Consider the following 23,325-nt stretch of genomic DNA (forward strand, 5'->3'; position numbering starts at 1 on the left):
TTAAGAAGTTTTTTCGCCGCCAATTTTAGGTTCTGTTCCATTCATAAGCCGTAAAATATTGTCTTTGTGTCGATAGTATAAAAATATAGCTGTAACTGCGCATGCAACGCTTAAAGAGGGGCCGGACCAAATCCAAGCATATACGGGTGCAGCCGCTGCCGAGCTGAGTGCTGCAAGAGAAGAATAGCGGCGCGCGAAGGCAACAATCAACCATGTTGCCCCAACAAGTAATCCCACCATCCAACTAAATGCAAATAGGGTGCCGATGAAAGTTGCGTAGCCTTTGCCACCTTTAAATTGCAACCAAATAGGCCAACAATGGCCCGCAAATGCCGCGACGCCTGCGACAAGGGCTGCGGTTTCACCAAAGAAGTAGCGTGCAACCAATACTGCGATGCCACCTTTAGCCGCATCGAGTAGGAATGTCGCGAGCGCTAAGTCTTTTCGGCCTGTGCGCAAAACATTCGTCGCGCCGATGCTTTTTGACCCAATTTCTCGAATGTCGCCCAATCCAGCGAGACGCACCAGTACCAAGCCGAATGGTACGGAGCCAAGCAAATAGCCGCCAATGGCCGCAATGAATAGAGATAGATAAAGGTCCATTTACGCGTCTGCCAATTCGTATATTTTTGAGCCATTTACAAAAGTTGCAGTGACCTTACCACTAAATCGCGCGCCTTCAAATGCTGTGTTGCGCGAACGCGATTTCAGCTCGTTCTCTGAGGCAACCCACGGATAATTCATGTCAATTTCGATAAAATCTGCTGCTGCGTCTGCCTGAATGCGTCCTGCATCAATGCCAATCAGATCTGCGGGATTGCTTGTCATGGTTTTGAGTAGGCTAAGTAGATCAATTTGCTCTTCATGCACCAAACGAAGTGCGGCGCTCAGCATGGTCTCCAAACCAATTGCTCCATCAACGGCCTCTGCAAATGGACGACGTTTGCCCTCTACATCTTGCGGATCATGATCGGAATGAATGACGTCAATTGTGCCATCAACAAGGGCCGCAATCATGGCTTGGCGCTCATCTTCGCTGCGCAAAGGGGGAGCGAGTTTGAAATATGTCCGGTAGTCGCCAACATCATTTTCGTTCAAACAGAGATTGTTGATCGAGATGCCTGCCGAAATGCGGCTTGAGTTCTGTTTAGCGCGGGCAATGATTTGTGCCGACTTGGCGCAAGAAATTTGTGCCGCATGATAGCGAACGCCAGTTGCTTCAGCCAATTGCATGTCGCGATCCAGCGGAATGGTTTCGGCGATATGGGGAATGCCCTTAAGGCCAAGGCCTGTTGCCAACAGTCCAGCATTCATCACGCCACTGCCTGTAAGGCTGCTATCCGATAAGTGATGGATGATCGGCATGTTGAAATTGGCAGCATATGTGAAGGCTGTTTTAAGAAGAGCAGCGTTTTGGATGCTCTTGCGCCCTTCTGTCAGCGCTTTGGCGCCTGCTTCTTTGAGTAGGCCAAATTCTGCAATGTCTTCGCCGTCCAATCCTTTGGAGATCGCGGCAGAAGGATAGAACTTGATCTTCGCGGTGTCTCGGGCGCGGCGGGAAACGAAATCCACCAGTGCGGCATCATCCAGCACGGGGTTGGTGTCCGGCATCAATAGGGCGCTGGTAACACCGCCAGCCGCTGCAGCTTCGGAAGCACTTTGCAGGGTCTCGCGATATTCGCGGCCCGGCTCTCCAGTAAAGACCCGCAGGTCAACGAGGCCCGGCGCAATGATATTGCCTTTAGCGTCGTGAACATCTGCGCCTTCTGGGGCTGCCAGCGAACCTTCTGCAATTTCTACAAACTTGCCGTCTTCAATTAGAATTGAGCCGTGAATATCGGTGTTTGAGGCAGGATCAATGATGCGGGCGTTGGTAACAAGCAGCTTATCACTCATGATTGCGCCTCCTGAGCCAACAAGGCTTCTAGAACCGCCATCCTGACGGCCACGCCCATTTCGACCTGTTCGGTAATCACCGATCTGTCACTATCTGCAATTGTCGGGTCAATCTCGACGCCTCGATTCATTGGACCGGGATGCATAACGATGGCGTCCGGTTTAGCGACGCTCAACTTTTTTTCGTCTAACCCGTAGAAGCGATAGAATTCGCGGGTTGATGGGATTTGCTGCCCTGTTGCCCGTTCGCGCTGGATGCGTAACATCATGACCACATCAGCGTCTTTTAGGCCTTCTTCCATATTGGTGAAAACTTCAGCCGCGATGTGCTCGATGCCTGACGGCAGCATGGTTTTGGGTGCAATCACGCGGGTGCGCACATTCATTGCGTTCAGCAACATCAAGTTGGAACGCGCTACGCGAGAATTTGCAATGTCACCGCATATGGCAACCGTTAGCCCATTAAGGCGTCCTTTGTGACGTCGAATGGTCAGTGCATCGAGAAGGGCTTGGGTCGGGTGCTCATGGGTGCCATCACCCGCATTGATCACCGCACATTCGACTTTTTGCGACAATAGTTTTACCGCGCCAGAAGAAGCATGGCGCACCACGATGACGTCTGGCTGCATGGCGTTTAGCGTCGCAGCCGTATCAATAAGGGTTTCCCCCTTTTTGACGCTCGACGTACTCACCGCCATATTGAGGACATCGGCCCCCAAACGTTTCCCGGCGATTTCGAAAGAACTTTGGGTGCGGGTGGAGTTTTCGAAGAACAGGTTGATCTGCGTTCTACCGGCAAGCGTATGTTTGGCTTTTTTCTGCTGGCGGGAAACCTGAACCATGGTTTCAGCGCGATCCAACAGTTCAGTGATCTCAACAGGATTGAGATCAGCAATAGCTAAAAGGTGCTTTTGGGTGAATGCGTTCTGGAGTGGCGAAGTAGTGCTCATATGCCTCAGTCCAAGTCGGTTTATTGGGCATACCCCAAGCCCAGTGCTGGCTCAAGGGAAATTGCGACTTTTCACAACATTAGAACAATCAAACTTAACGCCGTAGATTATCGCCTGCGATCCAAAGCGCCTTGCAAAATGAAGCTGGCCGCCAATTTATCAACGACTTTAGCTTGTTTGGCGCGGGAAATGTCCGCTTCGATCATGGTTCGGGTTACCGCGCTGGTTGATAGGCGTTCATCCCAGAAGGCCAGTGGTAAATCGCATTTTTGTGAGAAATTACGGGCAAATGCGCGGGTTGATTGGGCGCGTGGCCCTTCAGACCCATCCATGTTGAGTGGCAAGCCTAGCACAATGCCAACGCAAGCGTTTTCCTTGACTAATTCCATAATACGTTCGGCATCCAAACCAAATTTCTTGCGTTTGATGGTCTCGTTTGGCGTTGCTGTCATTTGCAAGCCGTCCGATATGGCCACGCCAATGGTTTTAGTGCCCAAGTCTAAGCCAATCAGGCGTCCGGATTTTGGCAGTGCATCAAGTGGGAACTGTTCAGTTTGTGACAAGGGGCGCTCTTTTGCTGGCATTCAAGATGAAAGTTCCCTAGCTTCTCAGCCAAATAAGTTCAAGCGAATTGGGTTTTGCATGCGTGTTACATGGTTTGGCGGCAAGTGTTTTCGTATCGCATTTGCAAGCCAGAGCTTCGTTTTTTATCCGGAACAGGCTGGCCAGCAGGTCGTAAAAGCCGAGCTTGTGGCGAATGCTGTCGTTATTGATGAATCACAGTCTGTGCCATTTGTACCCTATGGGGGGGAACTCCGGAGAGCAACGACCGGACGGTTGATCGATGAGATGGAGATCAATAACGGGTATTACCGTCTAGGTGACATATTTGCGCTGGATGCGCCGCCGGACGAGCGGCTGATTCTGATGAGCAGTGAAGCTGAACAGATCGAGCAACTTTCAGCAGAGCTCGAAGGAGCTGTTATTTTGGTCAGCACTACATTCCAAAACACTCTAGATATTGTGGGCAAATTGCAGAGCTCCGGCGCGCGGCAATTGCTTCTCGCTGTTTACGATCCCGAAAAATTGGACATGACCGTTCTCGCCCAGCATGTCGGAAGGTTGCGCGTGCAATTGCTGGAGCAAGGTTTGGCGATTGAGCTTTAGGTGAACATCACCAAGATGATGGCAATCGCTGCGGGTACGGATTGAACATATAATATGCGCTTAGATGCAGTCATTGCGCCGTAGGCTCCGGCCACGAACACGCAACCGAGGAAGAACAGCGCGACATTTCTTGCCCATTCCGCATCACCAATCAACAAAGACCAAAAAAGCCCAGCGGCGAGGAAGCCGTTATAGAGGCCTTGATTTGCGGCCATGGTTTTCGTTGGTGCGAATAGATCTTTTGGGAAACTGCGGAACACTTTTGGACCACGGCTTTCCCAAGCGAACATTTCAAACCAAAGAATATAACAATGTAGCAGGGCGATTAGTGCCACCAAAATCATTGAAAAAATTGACATATTGGTCCTCACATTCGAATTCGGTTGCTCAATAAAGCACATGTAACTAGAGCATCATGATCATCATTCACCTATTGTGCAACAGCGCGTGCATTGCAATCGACGTCCAACGAATGACTAAATCGGCAAAATTCGTTGCTCTTTTGGTTGTCAGGCCCCACTGGCATTGCTAAAAGCGCAAATAACCTTTCCTGAATTTTCAAGGAGTTCTCTTATGTCGGTCGATGCCGATACAGTGAAACGTATTGGGCGGCTTGCCCGAATTGAAGTCAAAGACAATGATGTTGATAATCTCAAAAATGAGCTCAACACCATTCTGGACTTTGTGGAGCAGCTTTCCGAAGTGGATGTTACCGGTGTTGAGCCGATGACCTCTGTTGCACCAATGGCATTGCGCCGACGTGAAGATAAAGTCACAGACGGTAGCTATCCTGAAAAAATCGTAGCCAACGCACCACTGGCTGAAGATGATTTCTTCATGGTACCAAAGGTTGTCGAGTAGCATTTATGCCGGTTACCGTTTTTGTCGAATCTCCGTTGCAAGATGATGTGCGTGATTTAATCGCTGCGCTGAACGATTTCTTGGCGCCGTTGGCACCTGAAGAGTTCACCTTTGCAATGAGCGTTGAAGACATGGCTGAACCCGACACGACCGTTTTTGTTGCTCGCGACGAGGATGGCAGTGCGGTTGGCGTTGGTGCACTCAAAGATCATGGCGATGGTCTTGGTGAAGTGAAACGCATGTTTGCGCGGCCAGAAATTCGCGGCAAACGTGTTGGCGTGCGACTGCTCAATGCCATTCAGGACAAAGCGCGGGTGAGTGGGCATAAACGATTGGTGCTCGAAACTGGCGTGGGTGAAGCCTATGCGGGTGCTTACAGATTATATGAGAATGCCGGGTTCATAAAATGTGGACCGGTTCTGGACTACCCGGATAATGAGCATTCTGCCTTTTTTGAAAAAGAACTCGTGATGGGCGGGTTTGAGGAACTATTTCAATGACAACTGATCTAACAAGATTGACGCTTGCCGATACGGCCAAAGGTCTGAAAGCAAAAGACTTTACTTCAAAGGAAGTCACGGCTTCCTATCTCTATGCGATTGAAAAAGCTGAAGCGCTGAATGCCTATGTAGCCGTTACTGGCGATCAAGCGCTGGACATGGCTGAAAAGAGCGATGAAAAGCTGCAAAATGGTCAGGGCGGGGCGCTTGAAGGTGTGCCGTTGGGCATTAAAGATCTGTTTGCTACCAAGGGCGTCCATACGCAAGCAGCCAGCCACATTCTTGATGGCTTCAAGCCAGAATATGAGAGCACGGTCACCCAAAACCTTTGGAACGATGGCGCGGTTATGTTGGGCAAACTCAACATGGACGAATTCGCCATGGGTTCTTCCAATGAAACTTCATATTACGGGCCGGTGGTTAACCCGTGGCGCGGTCATGGCTCAAATGCTGATCTGGTGCCGGGCGGCTCCTCAGGTGGCTCAGCCACCGCTGTAGCTGGTTGGCTCTGCGCTGGTGCAACAGCAACGGATACAGGTGGTTCAATTCGTCAACCTGCCGCGTTTACAGGTACAGTGGGCATCAAGCCAACATATGGTCGCGCGTCGCGATGGGGCACAGTGGCGTTCGCTTCATCACTTGATCAAGCTGGGCCAATTGCCCGTACTGTTGAAGATGCGGCGATCATGACCACGTCAATTTGTGGCTTTGATCCAAAAGACTCAACTTCCGTTGATATGGCAGTGCCTGACTTTGCAGCTGCAGTAGAGCGCGGTGTCAAAGGCCTCGTGATCGGCGTTCCAAAAGAATATCGCATGGACGGTATGCCAGCCGAGATTGAAAAACTTTGGCTCCAAGGTTTGGAATGGCTCAAGGCCGAAGGCGCGACGATTAAAGACATCACGTTGCCACACACAAAATACGCCTTGCCTGCCTATTACATTGTGGCGCCAGCGGAAGCATCTTCGAACCTGGCGCGCTATGATGGCGTGAAATATGGTCTGCGTGTGCCGGGCAAAGACATTACAGAAATGTACGAACAAACGCGTGCCACAGGCTTTGGTCGTGAAGTTCAGCGTCGTGTGATGATCGGAACCTATGTACTGTCCGCTGGCTATTACGACGCCTATTATGTGCAAGCGCAAAAGGTTCGCACATTGATCAAACGCGACTTTGAGGATGTGTTTAACGATGGTGTTGATGCTATTTTGACACCAGCTACACCTTCTGCTGCATTTGGTGTTGCTGATCAGGAAATGAAGGCTGACCCGATCAAGATGTACTTGAACGACATTTTCACTGTGACAGTGAACATGGCTGGATTGCCGGGCATTGCTGTGCCAGCCGGTAAAGACGGGCAGGGACTTCCGCTTGGTCTGCAGCTCATCGGCAAGCCGTTTGATGAAGAAACATTGTTCGCTGCAGGCCGGGTGATTGAAAAATCACATGGTTTGGACTTCACACCGAACAAGTGGTGGTAACCGGATAGGGCACATGACAGAACGGAAGAAAACACCAGTTGAATGCAAAACGAAACAGGACGTCCGCGTTGAGATCGATCGGATTGATCAGGCATTGATCAATTTGTTTGCCGAGCGGCACGAATATGTCATCCAGATGGCGGCGATTAAGACCGACGCTCATGAGGCATTCGACCCTGAACGCATTGACGCTGTGATTTCTAAGGTTCGCGCGCGTGCGCTGGAAAAACAATTGGATGAGGACCAAGCCGAGTTGATTTGGCGAACCCTGATCGACTGGAATGTGAACTTTGAAAAAGGCGTTATCGCCGCACGCCGCAGCAAATAGCGCCAGCTATTGCCGCTTGGCCAAGAAATTAAGAGATACGATATGACAGAACTCGTTGATACACGTACGCCGGACCCGAAGAAATTTATCAAGGGCGCGACAGGCGATTGGGAAATGGTTTTGGGACTGGAAGTTCACGCTCAAGTCACTTCAGAATCAAAATTGTTTTCTGGTTCATCAACCGAATTTGGCCAGCCGCCCAACAATAATGTGAGTTTCGTTGATGCGGCGATGCCGGGCATGTTGCCGGTCATCAACGAAGAATGCGTGCGCCAAGCGGTACGCACGGGTTTGGGGCTGAAAGCGCAGATCAATAAACGTTCTATTTTTGACCGCAAAAATTATTTTTATCCCGACCAGCCGCCTGGATACCAGATTTCTCAATATCTGGATCCCATTGTAGGCGAGGGCAAGATCTTGCTCGATATGGGGGAAGATGGCGAAGTTGAAATTGGCGTTGAACGGCTACATTTGGAAACTGATGCCGGCAAGCTCATTCACGACCAACATCCGAACATGAGCTTTGTCGACCTCAATCGTGCTGGCGTAGCGCTGATGGAAATTGTGTCTAAGCCTGACCTTCGCTCGGCTGACGAAGCAAAAGCCTATATCAACAAGTTGCGCACCATTATGCGCTATTTGGGCACGTGTGACGGCAATATGGAGCAGGGTTCACTGCGGGCCGACATTAACGTTTCGGTTCGTCGACCTGGCGGTGAATTTGGCACACGCTGCGAGATTAAGAACGTTAACTCGGTGCGATTTGCGGGCCAAGCAATTGAATTTGAAGCCCGTCGTCAAATCGATATTTTGGAAGATGGCGGCAAAATCGATCAGGAAACACGTCTGTTTGATCCAAAAGTGGGCGAAACACGCTCCATGCGTTCTAAGGAAGATGCGCAAGATTATCGCTATTTCCCGGAGCCAGATCTGTTGCCGCTTGAATTTGATGACGCCTATATCGAAGAGATAGCAAAAGATTTGCCAGAACTTCCTGATGAAAAACGGGCTCGGTTCATTAAAGATTTTGGTCTTTCTGCATATGATGCAAGCGTTTTGGTTGCTGACCGGGATAGCGCTGCCTATTACGAAAATGTCGCCAATGGCCGTGATGGCAAATTGGCCGCAAACTGGGTGATCAATGAACTGTTTGGCCGTCTGAACAAAGAAGGTAAAGACGTCACGACAAGCCCTGTTTCTGCAGAGCAATTGGGCGGCATTGTCGAGTTGATTTCTAAAGGCGATATTTCAGGAAAAATTGCCAAAGACCTGTTCGAGATCGTTTGGACCGAAGGCGGCGATCCAGCAACCTTGGTTGAAGAACGCGGCATGAAACAGGTCACAGATACTGGCGCAATTGAAGCGATTGTTGACGAGATCGTCACTTCAAATCCAGATCAGGTCGCAAAAGCGCAAGAAAACCCGAAATTGATGGGTTGGTTTGTTGGTCAGGTGATGAAAGCTTCACACGGTAAAGCGAACCCGCAGGCCGTGAATGAAATTCTAAAGTCCAAACTAGGCCTTTAAAAAGTGGCTGCGGGTCAAAAACCGTTTTCGATCCGCACTGCTAAACTTGAAGACGCAGATAGGCTTAGCGCCATGATGATCAGATCATGGCGCGAAAGCTATGTTGAGATGATTTCCCCCCAAAAACTTGATGAAATTTGCGCGCAATTGCTCACGCCATACAAGTTCGGTGAACGGCTTCGCGACGAAAATGTATGTAGTCTTGTCGCGCAGTGTGGCGATGATATTGTTGGTCATGCCCATATTTTGCCGCGGGAAAACAATTCATTGTTGGTGGCCTATTTGTATGTTCTCAAAAACCATGCAAGGCGCGGCATAGGCCAAACATTGTTACAGGTGGGCATTGAGTGCTTTCCCGGCACTGAACATGTTGAATTGGGTGTGTTCGACAGAAATCATTCTGCGATTGCATTTTACAAGGCAATTGGGTTCTTTGAAGCAGGGCCAGAACCAACTCGAGCGGATGAACCCGCCAGCATAAAAATGACAATGGCAATTTAGGCTTTTAATCGCCTAATTCTTGGTTAGGATGAAGTCTTCTGATTTGCCAATTCCTTCCTCTGGTTTTTATGCCTTTTTCTATTCGCCTAACTCAAGAACAAGATTGTGAACATATTGGGCCGTTAATGCGGTCTGTGTGGTTGGCGACTTATCTCGGTATTTTGACCGAAGAAGAGTTGTTGGAACAATCGTTTAAGGTGCACAAACCCGAATTGATTCTTGCTGAGATTTCCAACAAGTCGATCGCTAGTTACGTCGCGCAGGTAGACGACCTGGTTGTTGGACATGTGCGAGCGGACCTGAAAGATGACGGAACCGTTTATATTGCGCGGCTTTATTTGCGCCCTGAATTTCATGGCAAAGGCATTGGCGCCCAATTGCTCGCCGTCGCTGAAACTCATTTCCCTAACGTTCAGATCGTTAAGCTGGACGTGTATGAGGATAATGAAGCAGCAAAAGGGTTCTACCTGTCTCAAGGGTATGAAGTTTTTGACCGAGCAACGGAAATAAAATCCCGCGGCGAAGATGTGTATGTATTTAGAATGCGAAAGAAATTTCCTCGCGAAGTTGAAGTGTGAGAACAATATGAGTTTTACGATTAGACCCATGGAATCAAAAGATTGCGCGTTAATTGGACCGCTTCTGCGCGAGGTCTGGCTGGTTGCTTACAAAGGCATAATGACAGAAGAAGAAATGCTGGAGCAATCGTTCAAAGTTCATACAGCAGATCAAATTCACGACGAGATTGCCAATGACAAAATGCACAGCATTGTTGCCGAAATTGACGGCGAACTGGTCGGTCATGCGCGTGGTGACCTGGAAGATCAATATGTGGAAGTCGTCCGACTGTTCTTAAAAGAAGCGCATTACGGCAAAGGAATCGGCAAAGCGATGCTGTCGGCGATTGAAGATCACTTCACCCAAGTCACTGACTTCAGATTGGATGTATTTGAAGACAATGCCAGAGCTGCGGGCTTTTACTTGTCGCAAGGGTATGAGGTTGTTGAGCGGTCTAGTGAGATCCGATCTCAAGGCGTTGATGTGTTTGATCTAAAAATGCGCAAATTGGTTGATAGATCAACGTGATCAATGTTCGAAACACTCAGGCTTCTGACGCCAAGGCGCTTAAATCTGCTCTCCTGAACATTTGGCACGATACATACGATTCGATTATCGGCTTTGAACGCGTTGAAAATCTGACGGCTGGTTGGCACACCTTAGAAAAGCTTGAGCAGGAAGCGCAGGAAGATAGTGTATGTTCGCTCGTCGCATGTGACAGGGACATGATTGTCGGGCACGCATTATTGTATGAGCGTGCGCCTGAAGAATTACATCTTTCGCGTCTTTATCTGACACATGGATTGCACGGGCAGGGAATTGGCAAGCAGTTGTTGAACAAAGCAATTTCCAATTTTCCCGCTGCGCGTAGGGTGAAACTGGAAGTTTACGAGCCAAACTTAAGGGCTGTGCAATTTTATGCATTGCAGGGCTTTCAAGTAATTGAGAAATTACGCGACGCGTTTAGCGACGATGAGATTTATGAATTTGTTATGGAAAAGGAAATAAGCGGCGATGAGCAATGACGTTTCAAGACTGTTTTATACAATATTGGCAAAGGATGTTGCTGCTAGCGCTGAGTTCTATACATCGATATTGGACCTAAAACGCCATTTTGACAGCGATTGGTTTGTGATTCTAACCCCCAAAACTGGTCCATTAATTGAATTGTCGATTTTGGATGTGGATAATCCTATTGTTCCCGAGGAGATGGCCACAAGGGCCACGGGTGGCATCTTGACGTTTGTCGTTCAAGATGTGCACAGCACGCACGAACTAGCTTTAACGGCTGGCGCCAAAATTGTCTCGCCACCAACCGCAATGCCTTACGGACAAGAACGTATGTTGATCGAAGACCCGAGCGGTCAACTGATTGATGTTTCCTCGCCGACGGTGCCGATGACGGAGTAGAGTGGTGCAACTTGCAGCACCCTCAAACATCATGCCGCTTGCTGCTGTGCCTTTTGAGCATTGGGGAAGAATTGCGCGGATATTCTATCTAAGAATGCCGGCAAATTCGGATGGCTCCTGACATAGTCTGCAAGCGGTGCGTTTACGGGATTGTCCAAGCAATTGCTCAAAACGCCATAAATACTTGCGTCAATTGATGTCGGCTTGTCGCTCATGAAATAGTCGTTTGATCCCAACAGCGTGCTGGTGTCGTTGATGATCCGTTCGGCCAATAAATAGGTTTCTTCCGCTGTGTGACGGCCAATCCCCTGGCCATGTAGAGAAGACCGCATCATGTTAAGTGCTTGAGGTGCAATCTCTTTGCGCATTTCTGCTGGCATATTGCCGAAGAATATTTCTTCCATGATTGGCCAGTTTTCTTCTACCTGCCAACGCGAATAGACCAGAATGAAATAGAGTTGCTCTTCCATGGTGCTCATGATCATTCGGCCCGCTGCTTTGTCTGTTGCTGACATATGGGCTAGTAAGTCGACGCCGTGATTTTTCTTCAGGTGCAGCTCGATGAATTGTGTATCGCCAATTCGCTCGCCATTGTCTTCAATGAATGGCGCTTTTTGTTTCGGTCCTTCCATTGGGCTCATTTGCAGGTGGCGGGCAAACTCTATGCCTGACAATTGCAAAATCATATCAAGCTTTGTGCAGAATGGACTTAGGTTCGGTTTGCCGGGTTCTGTTGGCGGCTGGAAGAATTGGATGCTCATCTCATTTTCCTTAAATGGTTGAATGAGGATTGTTATACTGACATGCTGCTGACAGCATGGTGTCAGCATTGGAATGTAAAATGCGAAGAGCGGATCGATTATTGCAAATTGTTCAGATTTTACGTCGCGCCAACGGCGCTCCGATATCGGCCAAAAAAATCGCAGACGAACTCGAGGTTACGCCGCGCACCATCTACCGGGACATGGTTGGTTTAGAATCGATCAATGTGCCTGTTCGCGGCGAGGCAGGAGTTGGATATGTATTAGAAGGCGGGATGGACTTGCCGCCGCTGATTTTCAACTCAATTGAGTTGGAAACATTGATGCTGGGTGCGCGTTGGGTCGGGGTCTATGGCGACACGGATCAACGGGTTGCGGCACAGGATGTGGTCGCAAAAATTGGCGCCGTGCTGCCGCAGGAGCTGAAAGACGAGTTCTTCGATATACCCTATTACGCACCGCAGAAATCTAATGAAAGGTTTGAAGGAAAGATTACGTCGCACCAACTCAGGGCTGCGCTAAAAGAAGCAAAAATTATGGAAATGACCTATTGCGACGAAAATGAAAATCGCTCAACGCGACGGGTTTGGCCAATCTCACTGGCCTATTTTGATTTTAAGCGGCTACTTCTTGTCTGGTGTGAGCTACGCCAAGATTTTCGCGCCTTTAGAGCCGACCGCATTGAAATGTTCACTATGACGCAAGAGCGGATTCCCAAAAGTCAGAACGCTTTGCGTACAGAATGGTGGAAGTGCGAGAAGGCGCGGCGCCCAAAGGAAGCAGCATCGGCCGCCAATGGCTAAACTGTGCTTCTGTTGCTAGCTTGTTGGTTTTACGCGTCCAAGCCAAGCGTACAATCTACCGTCTATCATGAAAATGCCGACAAAAATCGCAATCATCCCTAGAATATGGATGAGCAGCAATTGCTCGCCCAAAACGATGATGCCCAAACCGATCGCCGACACGGGGGCGATGAATGTAGACGTTGAAAAATTTGTTGCGCCGACGCGTTCAAGCAAACGATAAATGATGAGGAACGGAACAGCTGTTGCGGCGATGCCAATGTAAACGAGTGACCAATAGGTCTCCTCATTTTGGATTGTCGGAACACCTTCAAAGGCCAAAACAAACGGCAAAAGAGCAATGGATGCGCCGGTTAGGGCCACGCTGGCAATGAATGTTGGGTTCACGTCGCGAAAGTGGCGAGCCCAATTGATGGCAATACCATAGCAAAGAGTGGCAAGAATCATCAGCCCTAGGGCCCAGATTTCGCTGTCGCCACCTTGCTGCAGTGCTGGGACTGCCAAAACCGAAACACCTGCGAATGCGGCGATTACACCAAGTGATTTGTGTTTCGTGGCTTTTTCGCCGCCCGGCCAAAAGTGCGAAACAATAACCACCATGATGGGGGTGAGGGCGTTGGCGATACCGGCAACACCAACAGCGATGAACTTTTGCGCCAGTGGGAAAAGGGCGAACGGAATAGCAAAATTGATGATGCCCATCAAAGAAAGGTCAGCATATGTCCGATTGAACTTGGGCAGCTTGTTGCCCGTGGCAAAGTAGAAGACCCAGCATGTCACCGCGGCGATTGCAACGCGGCCGAACGAAATACTCAGCGGTCCCAGCTCGCGAATCATAATCGCATTAAATAGGAACGACCCACCCCAGATAATGCCCAGTGTGATAATGATCAGCCAATCTTGAACGCGCATTGCATGCCTCATTGTACGACAATTAAGACATAGCTATGCATCGTTCGTGTGGCGCTTGTCGAACCGAAAATTACAATGCGGTCATCAATATTTGTGATGGTATTACCAAGCGTGCGGCTCGCCATTCCATTTGAAGAATTTGCCGCTATCAGCCATTGTAAGGCTTTCGAAGCATGCAAACAAACTTTCGGCGCTTTCTTTTGGCGTCAGATCAGCTGAAGGGCCGCCCATATCTGACTGAACCCACCCAGGGTGATACATGCCAACGGCAATGTTCTCGGCTTTTAGTTCATTCGCCAAAATTGTCATCGCGCGGTTTAGCCCGGCTTTTGATGAATTGTACGCGTAGCGCCCAAGTGAGGCATATTGCATCGCGCCAAGTTGGCTTGATATTGAAACGATTTTGCCAGCATTGCTTTTTCGCAGGTTGGGGGTCAGTGCTTCGGTCACGCGGACAGGCCCGAGCGTGTTAATGGCCAGTGTTTCCATCCAGTCATCATAATCAATGTTACCCATCGATTGGCGATCGCCGCCGATTATGCCCGCATTGTTGACCAGCACATCGATCGTTCTATCGCCAACGGATTTCGCAAAATTGGCCACTGAGGTGCCATCTGAAATGTCCAATGCCAAGACCTCAATATTTTGATTTTGCTCGGCGAGGGCGTTCAAGGTATCTGCTTTGTCTGGCGTCCGACACGCAGCAATAATGGACCAATCTTTGGCATCCAAATAGCATTTGACTAACTCCAATCCAATTCCACGGTTTGCACCGGTGATAACGACTGTCTTTGTCATAGTTGTTGCTCCTATTCGGGCCAGATGAATTGGGCCTTGTCAGCTTTTGCGGCATTGTTGTTGCCGCGTTTTTCGATGAATTGCTTTAATGCGATGGGATATATCTGATGTTCAACTTTAAGAATGCGCGCGCCTAAGCGCTCAGCGTCGTCATCGTCAAGCACAGGAACTACGCCTTGCAACACAGGAGGGCCAGCATCAAGTTCAGGTGTGACTTCATGCACCGTTGCGCCAGAAATCTTCACGCCTGCGTCTAGGGCTTGTTGTTGGGGGTGTAGACCTTTGAAAGATGGAAGAAGAGAAGGGTGGATGTTCAGCATTTTGCCCGTCCATTTTTGAGCAAAACCGTCAGCATGGATGCGCATGTAACCAGCATGGGCCAACAGTTCGGCGCCCCACTCCTCAAGTGTTGAATCAAGTGCTTCACAAAATGATTCACGGGTCTCAAAGTCTTTGTGGGAAATAATTGCGGTTTGAATGCCTTGTTCCTTGGCATATTCCAAACCTGCTGCATCGGCGCGGTTGGAGAAAACACCAATAATTTCAGCAGGATAATCTGGATTGTTAGCGGCTTGAATCAGCGTGCGCATATTAGAGCCGCGGCCCGAAATTAGGATCGCGACTTTAGTTTTCCCACTCATAGGGATAGCTCACCAGAATAGACGACCGCGTCACCTTCGCGTTCGCTGAGTTCACCAAGAATGAGCGGGTCTTCGCCAGCCGCTTTCAATTCTGCAATCAGCGCTTCTTTCTGATCTGCCGAAACCACCAGCACCATGCCAACACCACAGTTGAAGGTGCGCATCATTTCGTCCGTCTTGATGCCGCCTTGTTCCGCCAACCAAGCAAAGACTGGTGGTGCGGTGATGGCTGAGCGGTTGATATTTGCCGCTAGGTTTTCTGGAAGGACCCTTGGAATGTTTTCTGTGAATCCACCACCTGTGATGTGCGCGATGGCTTTGATTTTTGCGCCGTTCTTAAGCGCCGCCAATATTTGGCGCACATAAATGCGTGTTGGGCGCAGCAAAGCCTCACCCAATGTTACGCCATCCTCAAATGGCGCCGCTGCATCCCATGTCAATCCAGATAGCTCAACAATTTTGCGCACTAGGGAATATCCGTTCGAATGGACACCTGAAGAGCGTAAGCCAATGATCACGTCGCCTGCAGCGATATCGTCCGTCGGCAACATCTGTCCGCGTTCTGCGGCACCAACGCAAAAACCAGCCAAATCGTAATCGCCGGCCTTGTACATGCCCGGCATTTCTGCAGTCTCGCCACCAATAAGTGCGCAATTTGCATCGCGACATCCAGTGGCAATGCCTTCAACAACGGCTACCGCAACGTCGTTTTCGAGTTTGCCGGTGGCGTAATAGTCAAGAAAGAAGAGGGGTTCTGCACCTTGCACGATCAAATCGTTCACGCACATGGCAACCAAATCGATGCCGACTGTGTTGTGAACACCGCTATCGATGGCGATTTTGAGTTTGGTGCCGACACCATCGTTCGCAGCAACCAATATCGGATCGGTAAAACCTGCTGCCTTAAGGTCGAACAAGCCGCCAAAGCCGCCAATTTCGGTGTCCGAGCCGGGACGTTTGGTGGATTTTACGGCTGGCTTAATCCGCTCAACCAACTCATTGCCCGCGTCGATATCAACGCCCGCGTCGCGATAAGAAAGCCCGTTGGTTTTTTTTGATGCATTATCTGGCATTTTGTGCCCCAATCCCTATTTTTAGGCATGTTCGCTCAACTTGGCGAAAATGTTGATGCGATCAGCCATATCTGGTTGAATAAACGCATTCAAAACGATATCAGCGCTGATAAAGGTTTGAACGTATTCACGCAAGAGGCGGAGCCCTATATGACACTGCAAAATCAGATAAAAGCGTGGGTTGTGATGCTCGTGCTCTTCATTTTATTCATGTGGGTGTTTCGCGGCATCTTGTTGCCGTTCATTGCAGGGATGATTCTTGCCTATTTGCTGGACCCTGTGGCCGATTTGCTGGAGAGGATTAAATTTTCCCGATTTTGGGCAACATTGACGATTTTGGTGGTCGCTGTTGCTTTGTTTGTCGGCTTATTTTTGTTCATTGTGCCACCTTTGGTGCAGCAATTGATCGGTTTGGTCGAAAGATTGCCTGGCTATATTTTGCAATTGCAAACGCTTGCCAACCAATATGCGCCAACATTCTATGAACAGATTGGCGAACGGCTGGGTGCGGAACGGGCCGCTGAGTTCGAGAATTGGCTCAATCAGCTGCTGACCCAAGGGGTTGGCTTCCTTGTTGATATTTCAACGCGCGTTGCGCAAAGCAGTCTCACGTTGCTCAATGCCCTTGGCTTGATCATCGTTACGCCAGTTGTTGCGTTTTATTTGTTGCTAGATTGGGACCAAACGGTGAAGCGGGTCGATGAATTGTTGCCACGCTCCCACCGGGCCGAAATTCGTGAAGTTTTTGCGGACATTGATCAGGCCATGGCTGGATTTTTGCGTGGACAAAGCTCTGTAGTGCTTATCCTGGCTGCGTTCTATGCAACGTCATTGACGTTGGTTGGTTTGAACTTTGGTTTGGCTATCGGGTTGGCTGCAGGCCTCTTTAGCTTCATTCCATATGTCGGTTTCCTAATTGGATTTGTCCTTTCAATTGGCGTTGCCCTTGTTCAGTTCTGGCCAGATTGGTTTATGGTCGGCATTGTGTTCGGTATTTTTATTATTGGCCAATTCATTGAAGGCAACATTCTTTACCCCAAACTTGTTGGTCGCTCTATCGGTGTGCACGCGGTTTGGCTGATGTTCGCGCTGTTTGCCTTTGCGTCGCTATTTGGTGCCGTTGGCGTCTTACTTGCCGTGCCAATGGCCGCTATTGCAGGCGTCTTGGGTCGATTTGCCGTGAAGAAGTATTTGGAAAGCCCACTGTACGAACCAGTAGATGGATCGGTGGCGACTGTGACCGAGGCGCAAGTCGACACAGAGGTGACGCAAGAAGACGGTGTTAAGGGTTAGTACGAATTCAAATGACGAAGGACGCAGACGGGTCAGATAAGAGCCATCAATTGGTGCTCGATTTGCCGGTGGAAACGGCGATGGGCGAAGCTGACTTCGTTGTGGGTGCTGGCAACAAACAGGCCTATGACCATTTTCTGGTGAATAATGATTGGCCAGCGCAAGTTACCATTTTGCATGGCCCTGCGAAATCGGGCAAAACCCATTTGGCGGGCATTTGGGCCAAACATATGGGGGCCAAAAAACTCTGTTCCGGTGACAATTGGCCCGAATATCTGGACAGCGACCTTTTGGTGGAAAATGCTGATCTATTATGGATGGGCGAGGTGCCGTTGTTCAATTTGTTGAACCAAGCCATGCGTTCAGAACATCGGATCGTGCTCACGGCCGCGTTGCACCCAAACGAATGGGATTTGCAAACTGATGATGTGCGTTCTCGCCTTCGCTTGGCGCACTCGGTTGAAATTGCGCCTTTGGACGATGCTCATTTGATGCAGCTTTTTGTGAAGCTATTTGATGATCGTCAAGTGCAAGTGGACCCATCTTTGATAAGTTATGTGATGCCGCGTATGGAGCGTTCTCCGGCCAGTGTGGTGGCACTAGTGCAAAAGATGGACGAGCTGGCCCTATCGCGCGGCAAAGCGATCACCAAACGCGTGGCGGCAGACGCTTTGGAACAGTTGGCGAAAGAGCCATTGGGTTAAACCGATGTAACTTAACTGCCATATATCCGATTTATGAAACTGGAATACATAATATTCTGCGCGTTGAGCGCTCAAATTTGAGGCGAAAAAATGGACAATGTTCCGGCGGATCAATCAGCACCAGAAGCCAGTTCGCTTTGGGAAAGCCCGGCGCGGTTTGTCAATCGCGAGGTGTCTTGGCTTCAATTCAATATGCGGGTGTTGGAAGAAGCAGGGAATGTCGCACACCCGCTACTTGAGCGATTGCGGTTTGTTTCGATCTCAGCCAGTAACTTGGATGAGTTTTTCATGGTGCGTTTTGCCGGTTTGAAAGGGCAGTTGCGGGCCGGTGTGACCCGGCTTAGCGCTGACGGGATGTCCGCTGCGGAGCAATTGGACGAAATCACTGCGCTCGCGCAACATCTTCACCTTGAACAGCAAGACAATTGGCAGGACATTCGCGAAGCGCTCGCAAGCCAGAACGTTGTGTTGCATGACGAAAAGGACATATCTGCCGACCAGCTCGCCTATTTGGAACAGATGTTCAAGGAAGAGATTTTTCCGGTTCTTACGCCGATGGCGGTCGATCCCGCGCACCCATTTCCCTTTATCCCAAATTTGGGTTTTTCGTTGGCGTTTGAGCTTCGTCGACCTGACGATGATCAAACCCTTACCGCGCTTGTGCGTGTGCCCAGCAATATGGATCGATTCGTCTTTCTGCCCGACGATCTAACGCGCGGCAAACGCATTGAAATGGTGACGATTGAAACCTTGATCAATCTGTTTTTTGAGGGCATGTTTCCCGGTTATGAAGTGGTTGGATGCGGCGCGTTCCGGGTTATTCGTGATAGCGAAATGGAAATTGATGATGAGGCGGAAGACCTTGTTGTTGAATTTGAATCTGCATTGCGTCAACGCCGCCGGGGGCAGGTGATCCGTCTAGAGATCGACCGTTCGATGCCGCGCAAGTTGCGCAAACGCATTGCTAGCGAATTGCGGGTAACGCCAGAGGATACGTTTGAAGTTGATGGTTTCTTGGCCCTCGCAGATGCGTCGGAAATCTGCGGTGTTGATCGACCAGATTTGAAGTTTAAGCCGTTCAACGCCCGTTTCCCAGAACGTGTGCGCGACCATTCGGGTGATTGTTTCGCTGCGATTAAGCAAAAAGACTTTGTGGTACACCACCCATATGAGAGCTTTGATATTGTCGCTCAATTTCTGATGCAGGCCGCGAGCGACCCCGACGTCGTTGCGATCAAACAGACCCTTTATCGAACGTCAAACGATTCCCCAATTGTGAAGGCGCTTATTCAAGCGGCAGAAGCGGGGAAGTCGGTGACTGCGCTCGTCGAACTGAAAGCGCGATTTGACGAGGAAGCGAATATTCGTTGGGCCCGTGATTTAGAGCGGGCAGGCGTTCAGGTGGTTTTTGGTTTCATTGAGTGGAAGACCCACGCCAAACTTAGCCAAGTCGTGCGGCGGGAAAAGAAGGGGAAGTTGGTTTCTTATTGCCATATAGGCACGGGCAACTATCACCCAATCACCGCCAAAATTTATACTGACCTGAGCTATTTTACCTCTAACACGACCATTACGCGCGACGTTGCGCGAGTTTTCAACTTCATCACCGGATATGCGCGCCCTACAGCGCTTGATTGTATTTCGGTTTCGCCGATGTCGTTGCGTTCCAAATTGCTGCAACACATTGATCAAGAAATTGAGCACGCCAAAGCAGATGAACCGGCGAACATTTGGTTTAAAATGAACTCGCTTGTTGATCCGAAAATTATCGACGCGCTTTATCGGGCGTCTCAAGCCGGTGTGCAGGTTGACCTGATTGTGCGCGGTATTTGTTGTTTGCGGCCAGGTATTCCCGATTTCTCCGACAACATTCGAGTGAAAAGCATTGTTGGGCGATTTCTAGAACATTCGCGCATTTTCTGTTTCGGGCAGGGGCACGTTATGCCGTCGCGCAAGGCCGCTGTTTACATTTCATCGGCAGATTTGATGCCACGAAACCTAGATGGTCGTGTCGAAGTGTTGGTGCCGTTGTTCAATAAAACTGTTCATAAACAAGTTCTTGACCGCATCATGGTCGCCAATCTCAACGACAACGAGCAAAGTTGGGAAGTGCTGCCGGATGGCACTTCGCGGCGAATCGAGCCACAAGAGGGTGAGGTTGCATTTAATGCTCATGACTATTTCATGACCAATCCAAGCTTATCTGGCCGTGGAAGTGCATCCGTTAGTGAGGGGCTTGTTGACGAGGAAGATGATTGATCAAATCATTTGTTAAGTCGCTGAAAATACCACCTGCCCAAGGGCGAATTGCGCAGGGACGCATCGATGAAGGCAAACCAATTGCCGTTCTTGACGTGGGCTCCAACTCGGTCCGGTTGGTAATCTATGAACGTCATGTTCGTGCACTCACCCCAATTTACAACGAAAAAGTTGCGTGCGGCTTGGGCCGCGGCATTGGCGAAACCGGGGCGCTTGCACAAGAAAATGTTGAACGGGCTCTAATCGCAATGCGCCGGTTCGCCCTTGTTTGTGAACTCAGCAAAATCGGTGAATTGCATATTTTGGCTACCGCCGCCACGCGGGACGCCAGCAACGGCGCAATGTTTATCGAAGCTGTCGAAGAGATAATGGGCGCAAATGTTCGCATTCTTTCTGGTGAAGAAGAAGCCTATTACGCTGCATTGGGCACCATCGCTGGCATGCCACGCCAAAAAGGTATGTTGGGGGATTTTGGTGGCGGTAGTTTGGAATTTGCCAGACTAGATGGTGAATTGCCCGTGGGTGGGGAGACCCATCCGTTGGGTGCAATTCGCCTTCAAGAGGACAGTAAAGGTTCTCCGTCAAAAGCCTATAAGCTCTGCCGTGAACGCTTAAAGCAATCTGACCTGTTTGAAGATCACAACAAGCCAGAGTTTGTGGCGATTGGCGGCACCTGGCGGGCGATTGCGAAAGTGCATCAGCAGCAGACCGATTATCCCTTATCGATGATCCAAGGATATCGGGTAGATGCGGATGAAATGGTTGAATTGTGCAAACAAATCATCCAGTTTGCGGAAGAAGGTGAAGTATTGCCGTCCGTTCAGCGCTTGTCATCCAATCGTAAAGAACTGCTGGCTTATGGCGCTGCTGCGTTGAGGGCTGTTTTAGAGATTGGCAAATTCACGTCCGTAAAATTCTCGGCCCTTGGTGTTCGCGAAGGCTATTTGTTTGGCCAGCTCGATAATGCAGAACAGCAAATCGATCCGTTGATCCAAGCTTGCGAGGAATTGTCGATTTTGCGATCTCGCTCTCCGCAACATGCGCACGATCTGGTTGCGTTTACCGACCAATTTTTTGCGGCGACCGAGGTCAAGGAAAACAGAACGCAAACTCAATTGCGCCATGCTGCATGTTTTTTATCCGACATTGCATGGCGTGAACATCCGGATTATCGCGGTGTACAGGCTGTGGACGCTGTGGTTTTTGGCTCATTCATCGGTGTCGATCATTCAGGACGAGCACATTTGGCCCGAACTTTGGCGGTCCGTTATATGGGCCTGAAACGCAAGCACGCCGAAAATGACGAAATTTTTGAGCTTTGCAGCACCAAATATGCAGAGCATGCCGACCTGCTTGGGGCATTGTTTCGACTGGCTTATTTGCTGTCTGCTGCTTTGCCCAATGTCCTGCCAAGGGTGGATTGGCAAATGGTCCAAGATGAGCTGCAACTGGTTTTACCGGACGGGATGGAAGTTCTAGCGGCAGAAAAAACAATCCGCCGCCTAACTCAATTGGCCGCATTTATGGGTGTTGAAGCTCAAATCACCACGTCAAAATCGACTTAGAGATCCACATTAATGGGGACGATGCCGTCTGGGGTTGCGCCGAGGGCCATTTTTCCATGCTTGATGGCCAATGCTTTGTCGCCGAAGACATCACGACGCCAACCTGCTAACGCACGCACATCAGCGTTGTCGTCAAGTACGATAGAATCAATGTCGTCACTGCTTGCAATGATGCGCGGCGCTACGCCTTCGCCTTCGCTCACAGCTTTTAACAAAACCCGCAATAAGTCGCCAATGGCGCCTTTGGGTGAGGGGCCATTCGGTTTGCGCGGCACGCTTGGCAACGCGTCTTTGTTGATTGATTGCACTTCCGCGACGATCTCGATGATTTCTGCTGCGGAGGATGAGCGTCCAAACCCTTTTGAGAAAGATCGCAACCGATCGAATGCTTTAGCAGATGTAGGCTGCTGCTGCGCCAATTCATAAACGGCGTCATCCTTCACAACACGTCCGCGTGGTACATCTTGTTGCTGGGCTTTAGTCTCGCGCCATGCCGCAAGCCGTTTCATCATCTCCAGATCACGAGGGCGATTGACCTTCATCTTGAGGCGTTTCCATGCGTCTTCTGGTTGCACAAGATATTTGTGCTTATCCATCAAAGCGTTAAGCTCGTCTTCAATCCAAGCGTGACGTTGTTTTTTGTCGAGCAGATCTAAGATATGAAGATAGCAGTCGCGCAAGTGAGTAACGTCGCCAATGGCATATGTAAGTTGTTTGTCTGTCAATGGACGGTGTGACCAATTGGTGAAACGTGAACTTTTGTCGAGCTGGGTGCCGGTGATTTGGCGCACCAAATTGTCGTAGGAAACGCTGTCGCCAAATCCGCAAACCGCGGCTGCGACCTGGGTATCGAACACCGGTTGAGGTGCCTCACCAGATAGCTTGACAAATATTTCGATGTCTTGTTTGGCCGCATGGAAAATCTTGACGACTGATTTGTCTTGGAACAATTCGAACATCGGGGACAGGTCAATGCCCTCAACCATAGGGTCGACGATTACGGCGTCTTCCGGCGTTGCCATTTGCACAAGGCATAGAATGGGCCAGTAGGTAGTTTCGCGCAAAAACTCTGTGTCGACTGTAACAAAGTCAAAGGTTTTTGCAGCATTACAGAAGTCTGCCAAGTCCTTCGTGGACGTTATGATTTTCATATTGTTCTTTTTATCCAGATCGACGTTTGAAACAGTCTTGTTTTTGGGCTATTGAATGACACGCTAGTGTGCGGTTTTTGAGCCAAGTTGCAAGCCTTGATGTGTATTCATCTGACGGATGAAGCATGTTCTTGGATGACTATGCTTGACAAACCGGGCATGGCGTGCGCTTTTCCGCGCAAAATT

At 49.7% G+C, this 23,325-nt stretch carries 27 protein-coding genes; 16 read left to right on the top strand and 11 right to left on the bottom strand.

The window, feature by feature from the left end; all coding sequences use genetic code 11:
- The 4 genes from plsY to ruvX all read right to left on the bottom strand — a co-directional run bounded on the left by plsY (window position 1) and on the right by ruvX (window position 3,430).
- Complete coding sequence (plsY, locus tag AC2D8L_RS03850) at window positions 1-603, bottom strand: glycerol-3-phosphate 1-O-acyltransferase PlsY (RefSeq protein ID WP_484684125.1); 603 nt, start codon at window positions 601-603, stop codon at window positions 1-3.
- A complete protein-coding gene (gene pyrC / locus AC2D8L_RS03855) occupies window positions 604-1,896 on the bottom strand; it encodes a dihydroorotase (RefSeq protein ID WP_484684126.1) in 1,293 nt (430 codons plus the stop codon).
- On the bottom strand, window positions 1,893-2,846 hold the full coding sequence (locus AC2D8L_RS03860) for an aspartate carbamoyltransferase catalytic subunit (protein WP_484684127.1): 954 nt from the start codon (window positions 2,844-2,846) through the stop codon (window positions 1,893-1,895). The genes pyrC and AC2D8L_RS03860 overlap by 4 nt, the downstream gene beginning before the upstream one ends.
- A 107-nt stretch (window positions 2,847-2,953) precedes the next feature.
- Window positions 2,954-3,430, bottom strand: a complete 477-nt coding sequence (ruvX, locus tag AC2D8L_RS03865; RefSeq protein ID WP_484684128.1) for a Holliday junction resolvase RuvX — start codon at window positions 3,428-3,430, stop codon at window positions 2,954-2,956.
- 58 nt (window positions 3,431-3,488) lie between these two features.
- Here ruvX and AC2D8L_RS03870 point away from each other — a divergent pair, with 58 nt between their 5' ends.
- Window positions 3,489-4,013 (top strand): hypothetical protein, encoded by a 525-nt coding sequence (locus AC2D8L_RS03870; protein WP_484684129.1) that lies wholly within the window; start codon window positions 3,489-3,491, stop codon window positions 4,011-4,013.
- Here the strand turns inward: AC2D8L_RS03870 and AC2D8L_RS03875 are convergent.
- Window positions 4,010-4,372 carry a DUF1304 domain-containing protein gene (locus tag AC2D8L_RS03875; protein WP_484684130.1) on the bottom strand — a complete coding sequence of 121 codons (363 nt, stop codon included), beginning with the start codon at window positions 4,370-4,372 and terminating at the stop codon, window positions 4,010-4,012. The two genes, AC2D8L_RS03870 and AC2D8L_RS03875, sit on opposite strands and share 4 nt — an antisense overlap.
- A gap of 214 nt (window positions 4,373-4,586) precedes the next feature.
- Between AC2D8L_RS03875 and gatC the strand changes: the two genes are divergently transcribed.
- The 10 genes from gatC (at window position 4,587) to AC2D8L_RS03925 (ending at window position 11,179) form a co-directional block, all read left to right on the top strand.
- Window positions 4,587-4,874, top strand: coding sequence for an Asp-tRNA(Asn)/Glu-tRNA(Gln) amidotransferase subunit GatC (gene gatC / locus AC2D8L_RS03880; protein WP_484684131.1), 288 nt, complete (start codon window positions 4,587-4,589; stop codon window positions 4,872-4,874).
- A 5-nt stretch (window positions 4,875-4,879) separates the two neighbouring features.
- Window positions 4,880-5,374 carry a GNAT family N-acetyltransferase gene (locus AC2D8L_RS03885; protein WP_484684132.1) on the top strand — a complete coding sequence of 165 codons (495 nt, stop codon included), beginning with the start codon at window positions 4,880-4,882 and terminating at the stop codon, window positions 5,372-5,374.
- Window positions 5,371-6,855 (top strand): Asp-tRNA(Asn)/Glu-tRNA(Gln) amidotransferase subunit GatA, encoded by a 1,485-nt coding sequence (gene gatA / locus AC2D8L_RS03890; RefSeq protein WP_484684133.1) that lies wholly within the window; start codon window positions 5,371-5,373, stop codon window positions 6,853-6,855. Before AC2D8L_RS03885 ends, gatA begins: the two co-directional genes overlap by 4 nt.
- Window positions 6,856-6,868: 13 nt before the next feature.
- Entirely contained in the window at window positions 6,869-7,183 is a 315-nt protein-coding gene (locus tag AC2D8L_RS03895) for a chorismate mutase (RefSeq protein WP_484684134.1), read from the top strand.
- 42 nt (window positions 7,184-7,225) lie between these two features.
- Window positions 7,226-8,710, top strand: a complete 1,485-nt coding sequence (gene gatB, locus AC2D8L_RS03900; RefSeq protein ID WP_484684135.1) for an Asp-tRNA(Asn)/Glu-tRNA(Gln) amidotransferase subunit GatB — start codon at window positions 7,226-7,228, stop codon at window positions 8,708-8,710.
- A gap of 3 nt (window positions 8,711-8,713) precedes the next feature.
- Window positions 8,714-9,211 (top strand): GNAT family N-acetyltransferase, encoded by a 498-nt coding sequence (locus tag AC2D8L_RS03905; protein WP_484684136.1) that lies wholly within the window; start codon window positions 8,714-8,716, stop codon window positions 9,209-9,211.
- A 125-nt stretch (window positions 9,212-9,336) separates the two neighbouring features.
- Entirely contained in the window at window positions 9,337-9,789 is a 453-nt protein-coding gene (locus tag AC2D8L_RS03910; RefSeq protein WP_484684137.1) for a GNAT family N-acetyltransferase, read from the top strand.
- 28 nt (window positions 9,790-9,817) lie between these two features.
- Window positions 9,818-10,297, top strand: coding sequence for a GNAT family N-acetyltransferase (locus AC2D8L_RS03915; protein WP_484684138.1), 480 nt, complete (start codon window positions 9,818-9,820; stop codon window positions 10,295-10,297).
- Complete coding sequence (locus tag AC2D8L_RS03920) at window positions 10,294-10,794, top strand: GNAT family N-acetyltransferase (RefSeq protein ID WP_484684139.1); 501 nt, start codon at window positions 10,294-10,296, stop codon at window positions 10,792-10,794. Before AC2D8L_RS03915 ends, AC2D8L_RS03920 begins: the two co-directional genes overlap by 4 nt.
- Complete coding sequence (locus AC2D8L_RS03925) at window positions 10,784-11,179, top strand: VOC family protein (protein WP_484684140.1); 396 nt, start codon at window positions 10,784-10,786, stop codon at window positions 11,177-11,179. Before AC2D8L_RS03920 ends, AC2D8L_RS03925 begins: the two co-directional genes overlap by 11 nt.
- Before the next feature lie 29 nt (window positions 11,180-11,208).
- On the opposite strand, the gene AC2D8L_RS03930 is transcribed toward AC2D8L_RS03925, so the two are convergent.
- On the bottom strand, window positions 11,209-11,940 hold the full coding sequence (locus tag AC2D8L_RS03930) for a glutathione S-transferase family protein (protein WP_484684141.1): 732 nt from the start codon (window positions 11,938-11,940) through the stop codon (window positions 11,209-11,211).
- A gap of 80 nt (window positions 11,941-12,020) precedes the next feature.
- On the opposite strand from AC2D8L_RS03930, the gene AC2D8L_RS03935 reads away from it, so the two are divergent.
- The gene (locus AC2D8L_RS03935) at window positions 12,021-12,743 is read left to right on the top strand and encodes a helix-turn-helix transcriptional regulator (protein WP_484684142.1); all 723 of its coding nucleotides are present in this window, start codon (window positions 12,021-12,023) and stop codon (window positions 12,741-12,743) included.
- A gap of 15 nt (window positions 12,744-12,758) precedes the next feature.
- Here the strand turns inward: AC2D8L_RS03935 and AC2D8L_RS03940 are convergent, their stop codons facing one another.
- From AC2D8L_RS03940 to purM, 4 genes are all read right to left on the bottom strand, one after another.
- The gene (locus AC2D8L_RS03940) at window positions 12,759-13,655 is read right to left on the bottom strand and encodes a DMT family transporter (RefSeq protein ID WP_484684143.1); all 897 of its coding nucleotides are present in this window, start codon (window positions 13,653-13,655) and stop codon (window positions 12,759-12,761) included.
- Between the two features lie 102 nt (window positions 13,656-13,757).
- Window positions 13,758-14,453, bottom strand: coding sequence for an SDR family oxidoreductase (locus AC2D8L_RS03945; protein WP_484684144.1), 696 nt, complete (start codon window positions 14,451-14,453; stop codon window positions 13,758-13,760).
- Between the two features lie 11 nt (window positions 14,454-14,464).
- A complete protein-coding gene (gene purN / locus AC2D8L_RS03950) occupies window positions 14,465-15,094 on the bottom strand; it encodes a phosphoribosylglycinamide formyltransferase (protein ID WP_484684145.1) in 630 nt (209 codons plus the stop codon).
- Complete coding sequence (gene purM, locus AC2D8L_RS03955; RefSeq protein ID WP_484684146.1) at window positions 15,091-16,167, bottom strand: phosphoribosylformylglycinamidine cyclo-ligase; 1,077 nt, start codon at window positions 16,165-16,167, stop codon at window positions 15,091-15,093. The genes purN and purM overlap by 4 nt, the downstream gene beginning before the upstream one ends.
- 150 nt (window positions 16,168-16,317) lie before the next feature.
- Between purM and AC2D8L_RS03960 the strand changes: the two genes are divergently transcribed.
- The 4 genes from AC2D8L_RS03960 to AC2D8L_RS03975 all read left to right on the top strand — a co-directional run bounded on the left by AC2D8L_RS03960 (window position 16,318) and on the right by AC2D8L_RS03975 (window position 21,988).
- On the top strand, window positions 16,318-17,460 hold the full coding sequence (locus AC2D8L_RS03960) for an AI-2E family transporter (protein WP_484685147.1): 1,143 nt from the start codon (window positions 16,318-16,320) through the stop codon (window positions 17,458-17,460).
- Between the two features lie 11 nt (window positions 17,461-17,471).
- Window positions 17,472-18,164 carry a P-loop NTPase family protein gene (locus tag AC2D8L_RS03965; protein WP_484684147.1) on the top strand — a complete coding sequence of 231 codons (693 nt, stop codon included), beginning with the start codon at window positions 17,472-17,474 and terminating at the stop codon, window positions 18,162-18,164.
- 90 nt (window positions 18,165-18,254) lie between these two features.
- Window positions 18,255-20,423 carry an RNA degradosome polyphosphate kinase gene (locus tag AC2D8L_RS03970; protein WP_484684148.1) on the top strand — a complete coding sequence of 723 codons (2,169 nt, stop codon included), beginning with the start codon at window positions 18,255-18,257 and terminating at the stop codon, window positions 20,421-20,423.
- The gene (locus AC2D8L_RS03975; RefSeq protein ID WP_484684149.1) at window positions 20,420-21,988 is read left to right on the top strand and encodes a Ppx/GppA phosphatase family protein; all 1,569 of its coding nucleotides are present in this window, start codon (window positions 20,420-20,422) and stop codon (window positions 21,986-21,988) included. The genes AC2D8L_RS03970 and AC2D8L_RS03975 overlap by 4 nt, the downstream gene beginning before the upstream one ends.
- On the opposite strand, the gene rnd is transcribed toward AC2D8L_RS03975, so the two are convergent.
- The gene (gene rnd, locus AC2D8L_RS03980) at window positions 21,985-23,139 is read right to left on the bottom strand and encodes a ribonuclease D (protein ID WP_484684150.1); all 1,155 of its coding nucleotides are present in this window, start codon (window positions 23,137-23,139) and stop codon (window positions 21,985-21,987) included. The two genes, AC2D8L_RS03975 and rnd, sit on opposite strands and share 4 nt — an antisense overlap.
- Between the last annotated feature and the right edge of the window lie 186 nt (window positions 23,140-23,325).

Source organism: Maritalea sp. YIW29 (genome assembly GCF_057219265.1).

Coding starts and splice junctions, on each gene's coding strand:
- plsY (WP_484684125.1), bottom strand. CDS start 603: ATGGACCTTTATCTATCTCTATTCATTGCGGCCATTGGCGGCTATTTG.
- pyrC (WP_484684126.1), bottom strand. CDS start 1,896: ATGAGTGATAAGCTGCTTGTTACCAACGCCCGCATCATTGATCCTGCC.
- AC2D8L_RS03860 (WP_484684127.1), bottom strand. CDS start 2,846: ATGAGCACTACTTCGCCACTCCAGAACGCATTCACCCAAAAGCACCTT.
- ruvX (WP_484684128.1), bottom strand. CDS start 3,430: ATGCCAGCAAAAGAGCGCCCCTTGTCACAAACTGAACAGTTCCCACTT.
- AC2D8L_RS03870 (WP_484684129.1), top strand. CDS start 3,489: ATGCGTGTTACATGGTTTGGCGGCAAGTGTTTTCGTATCGCATTTGCA.
- AC2D8L_RS03875 (WP_484684130.1), bottom strand. CDS start 4,372: ATGTCAATTTTTTCAATGATTTTGGTGGCACTAATCGCCCTGCTACAT.
- gatC (WP_484684131.1), top strand. CDS start 4,587: ATGTCGGTCGATGCCGATACAGTGAAACGTATTGGGCGGCTTGCCCGA.
- AC2D8L_RS03885 (WP_484684132.1), top strand. CDS start 4,880: ATGCCGGTTACCGTTTTTGTCGAATCTCCGTTGCAAGATGATGTGCGT.
- gatA (WP_484684133.1), top strand. CDS start 5,371: ATGACAACTGATCTAACAAGATTGACGCTTGCCGATACGGCCAAAGGT.
- AC2D8L_RS03895 (WP_484684134.1), top strand. CDS start 6,869: ATGACAGAACGGAAGAAAACACCAGTTGAATGCAAAACGAAACAGGAC.
- gatB (WP_484684135.1), top strand. CDS start 7,226: ATGACAGAACTCGTTGATACACGTACGCCGGACCCGAAGAAATTTATC.
- AC2D8L_RS03910 (WP_484684137.1), top strand. CDS start 9,337: ATGCGGTCTGTGTGGTTGGCGACTTATCTCGGTATTTTGACCGAAGAA.
- AC2D8L_RS03915 (WP_484684138.1), top strand. CDS start 9,818: ATGGAATCAAAAGATTGCGCGTTAATTGGACCGCTTCTGCGCGAGGTC.
- AC2D8L_RS03925 (WP_484684140.1), top strand. CDS start 10,784: ATGAGCAATGACGTTTCAAGACTGTTTTATACAATATTGGCAAAGGAT.
- AC2D8L_RS03930 (WP_484684141.1), bottom strand. CDS start 11,940: ATGAGCATCCAATTCTTCCAGCCGCCAACAGAACCCGGCAAACCGAAC.
- AC2D8L_RS03935 (WP_484684142.1), top strand. CDS start 12,021: ATGCGAAGAGCGGATCGATTATTGCAAATTGTTCAGATTTTACGTCGC.
- AC2D8L_RS03940 (WP_484684143.1), bottom strand. CDS start 13,655: ATGCGCGTTCAAGATTGGCTGATCATTATCACACTGGGCATTATCTGG.
- AC2D8L_RS03945 (WP_484684144.1), bottom strand. CDS start 14,453: ATGACAAAGACAGTCGTTATCACCGGTGCAAACCGTGGAATTGGATTG.
- purN (WP_484684145.1), bottom strand. CDS start 15,094: ATGAGTGGGAAAACTAAAGTCGCGATCCTAATTTCGGGCCGCGGCTCT.
- purM (WP_484684146.1), bottom strand. CDS start 16,167: ATGCCAGATAATGCATCAAAAAAAACCAACGGGCTTTCTTATCGCGAC.
- AC2D8L_RS03960 (WP_484685147.1), top strand. CDS start 16,318: ATGACACTGCAAAATCAGATAAAAGCGTGGGTTGTGATGCTCGTGCTC.
- AC2D8L_RS03965 (WP_484684147.1), top strand. CDS start 17,472: ATGACGAAGGACGCAGACGGGTCAGATAAGAGCCATCAATTGGTGCTC.
- AC2D8L_RS03970 (WP_484684148.1), top strand. CDS start 18,255: ATGGACAATGTTCCGGCGGATCAATCAGCACCAGAAGCCAGTTCGCTT.
- rnd (WP_484684150.1), bottom strand. CDS start 23,139: ATGAAAATCATAACGTCCACGAAGGACTTGGCAGACTTCTGTAATGCT.